3 protein-coding genes are annotated in these 3225 nt (G+C 62.9%); all 3 read right to left on the reverse strand.

Annotated features, from left to right (window positions below; translation table 11 throughout):
* Nucleotides 1-103: 103 nt before the first annotated feature.
* Genes TRIHO_RS21950 through TRIHO_RS21960 form a run of 3 tightly spaced genes read right to left on the reverse strand, consistent with a single transcriptional unit; the run spans nt 104 to nt 3013 of the window.
* Nucleotides 104-1264, reverse strand: coding sequence for a TauD/TfdA family dioxygenase (locus TRIHO_RS21950; RefSeq protein WP_068248821.1), 1161 nt, complete (start codon nt 1262-1264; stop codon nt 104-106).
* A 22-nt stretch (nt 1265-1286) separates the two neighbouring features.
* The gene (locus TRIHO_RS21955; RefSeq protein WP_068248823.1) at nt 1287-2039 is read right to left on the reverse strand and encodes a class II aldolase and adducin N-terminal domain-containing protein; all 753 of its coding nucleotides are present in this window, start codon (nt 2037-2039) and stop codon (nt 1287-1289) included.
* Nucleotides 2039-3013, reverse strand: a complete 975-nt coding sequence (locus tag TRIHO_RS21960; protein WP_068248825.1) for an NAD(P)-dependent oxidoreductase — start codon at nt 3011-3013, stop codon at nt 2039-2041. Before TRIHO_RS21960 ends, TRIHO_RS21955 begins: the two co-directional genes overlap by 1 nt.
* Between the last annotated feature and the right edge of the window lie 212 nt (nt 3014-3225).

The raw sequence follows: 3225 nt of genomic DNA on the forward strand, positions 1-3225 counted from the left end.
GCCCCACAGCGCGCGGGCCCGCACTGACGCCCCTGCACCACCGATCGTGGTGCAGGGGTTTTTTCACCCGTCCGCACCCTGCGGCGCGGCCCGGTTCTGTGCTTCAGGCGCGTTGCTGAACGTCCTGCTCGGCGGGTTGGCCAAGATATCCCTGTCGGGCAAGCACCCTGTAGGTGGACCGAAGGGCCCCGCGATCCGAATAGCAGCCCCGAAGATGGCGCATGCCGCTGTCAGCGACATAGCCCTCGCGCCCATGCACAATGCGGTGATTGTCAAAGATCACGCAATTGCCCGCTTCGGACCGGAACCGCACCAGGAACCGATCTTCCTGCATCATCTTCAGAAACTTGACAAACGCCGGATAGTAGCGGTCCAGCAACTCTTGCGGCAGGTCCATCGTGTCCTGCAAATGCTGGGAAATGGTGACCCCGGTCACCCGTCCCTCCGGGTCCGTCTCGATCACCCGCTGATGGGCGCGGTAGTCCCAGGCGTCGTGGCGATAGAAGAAGGGGATCTTGTAGTTCGCCAGCACATCAAACGCCTCCGGATCTTCAACCCGCAACGCTTCGGCCACCGCCGCACCATCCAGAAACAGCGAAAGCCCGCCCTCGACCGTGTTTTGCAGGCAATGCAGGAACTGCACCCCCGGTGCGGCCTCCTCGCCCGGCAAATCGGTGTGCATCTCCAGCGGCCCCGCCGTAAAGGCCAGGTTCGTCGGCTCGATTTCGACGCGCACGTCGAAAAACAGCCCCTCCGCCGAAGGGGTGATCGGCCCAATGCTGTTGACCAGACGCGGCAGACTTTCGCCGTCCTCGGCCATGTTGGTCACGATGGCGATCCCGTCCTCGATCAGCGCCCGCGTCAATTGCGCGCGCGCGGCCGGATCATTCAGCACCGCCTGCTGGGACACCCGCGTGAACCGCGCCCCATGATCCGCATACCACAGATGACGCGGCAAATCGGCAGGATCAGCGGGGCGACCCCGGGTTGCGACCTCTTCCAAGAGCGCAATCGGCACATGGCTCGGCTGCGCCTCGTGGCGCCATTCGATCACCAGCAGCTTACCCTGAACCCGCGCGGCCCTGGCCCGCGGCAGCTCCGGCAGGGAGGCCAAATCGAAAATGCGCTCCCGCGTTTGCGGATCGATACAGGTCAGGCAGGCTTCCCGCAGCCAGCAATAGTTGAAATAGGTTTCGCCAGACGACAACGGCACGGTCATGCCGCTGTCCAACAGGCTGGTGTCGTTCAAAAGGGTCACTGTCATTGTTCGGCTCTGTGTTTCGCGTTCAGGTGGCATAGTCGGAGGAGTCGTGATCGAGAATGTCGCGGATCGCTTTCAGATGCGCCTCCGCCTGTCCGGGGTAATCCGCCAGCTCATCGGCGGTCTTCTGAGCGATCTCATGCGGGATCAGGCGCAGCGGCTGGCCGGTCTGCAACGCCCGGATATAAGTCTCCGCAGCGCGCTCGAAATAATAAAGCCGGTTGAAGGCATCGCCGACGCTGTCGCCCAGCACCAACACACCATGGTTGCCCATGATCATCACCGACCTGGTCGGATCGGCCAGCATCGCGGCACAGCGCTCGCCTTCGTCCTCAAAGGCCAGCCCGCCAAAGGCCTCGTCGATCACCACGCGGTTGTAAAACGTGGCGGTGTTCTGATCGATCGGCGGCAAGCGGCTGTCCGCGAGCGAGGCCAGAACCGTGGCAAACATCGAATGCGCATGCATCACGCAGCGCGCATGGGGGCAGCGCCGGTGCACGGCCCCATGCAGGCCCCAGGCCGTGGGGTCAGGCGCATCGGGCCGGTCCAGCGCCTGCGGATCATTGGCATCCAGCAACAACAGATCCGAGGCCTTGACGCGCGAAAAATGCACCTGGTTCGGGTTGATCAGGAACTGCGTCCCCGCGTCGTTCACCGCCAGGCTGAAATGGTTGGCCACCGCTTCATGCATGTTCAACCGCGCGGTCCAGCGAAAGGCCGCCGCCAGATCCGTGCGCTCTTGCCAATGGCTCATATTGGGCGTCGCGTCGCGGGGCATCACCGTCCCTCCGCCGCTGTTGGCTGGGGCCGGCCGGGGGGGAACACCTCGTATCCCGGTTCTTCCGGTTCGTCGTCGATCAATTCGGCCGGAAATCCGTCGGCCAGTATCGACAGGCCCGTGGCGTCCTCAAGACGGCGGATGATATCATCCGTATTGGCCCGCGTGCCATACCGGGCCTGGCCGTCCTTCATGATATCAATGATCATCGGCGACAGCTCCAGCGGCACATTGTTGCGGTCGGCAATGGTCTGGAACAGTCCGATATCCTTGAGGATCAGGTCCATGGTAAAGCTGACATCGCGCGATCCGTTCAGGATCAGCTGGCTTTCCGTCTCATGTACGAAACTGGTCCCCGACGAGATTTTCATCGCCTCATAGGTGGTGGCCAGATCCATCCCTGCCGCCTTCATGGTGACCAATGCCTCGCAGCAGGTCAGCAGGTTCGCCGTGGCAAGATAGTTGGTCATCACCTTCAAGGTGGAGGCCGTGCCAACTGGCCCCGTATGCAGCACCCGCCGTCCAAGCCGGGTCAGCAGCGGCAAAACCGCCTCGAAGGTGGCGCGTTCACAGCCAGCGAAGATCGAAATATTGCCGGTATCTGCCCGATGGCAGCCGCCCGAAACAGGGCAATCAACGGCGGTGCCCCCGCGTTCTGCGACCAGCGCGGCCAGACGGCGGATTTCGGCCTCATCCGTGGTGGACATCTCCAGCCAGATCTTGCCGGGGGTGATCTCCGGCAGCATTTCCGACATCACCGCAGCCGAGGCAGCAGGCGACGGAAGACAGGTGATCACCACATCATTGTCGCGCATCAACGCCGCTGCATTTGCCGCCGTGCCAGCGCCCCGCGCGGTGAATTTCGCCACCAGCTCCGGCTTCTGGTCCAACACGGAAACGTCAATCGCGTTGCGCAGCAGGCTCCCGGCCAATTTGCCACCCACGTTCCCCAGGCCGATAAACCCGACTTTCATATTGTGCTCCGATGCGTCGATTTTCTGTCGACTCACAGTGCCAAGATTTTCCAGATCTGAGAAACGATGGGATTGAACGCTCAGGGTTCATTTCTGTTGAACCCGCCTCAAAAACCCCCGGTGGGTTCAGCGTGGTACACTGCGCCCTCTGTGTGGGCCTCTGCTTGGGGGGCGGCGGGGCGGCGGGCCAGCCCCCCCCCCCCCCTGCACGA

Source organism: Tritonibacter horizontis (assembly GCF_001518015.1).
GTDB classification, from domain to species: domain Bacteria; phylum Pseudomonadota; class Alphaproteobacteria; order Rhodobacterales; family Rhodobacteraceae; genus Epibacterium; species Epibacterium horizontis.

Coding starts and splice junctions, on each gene's coding strand:
- TRIHO_RS21950 (WP_068248821.1), bottom strand. CDS start 1,264: ATGACAGTGACCCTTTTGAACGACACCAGCCTGTTGGACAGCGGCATG.
- TRIHO_RS21955 (WP_068248823.1), bottom strand. CDS start 2,039: ATGCCCCGCGACGCGACGCCCAATATGAGCCATTGGCAAGAGCGCACG.
- TRIHO_RS21960 (WP_068248825.1), bottom strand. CDS start 3,013: ATGAAAGTCGGGTTTATCGGCCTGGGGAACGTGGGTGGCAAATTGGCC.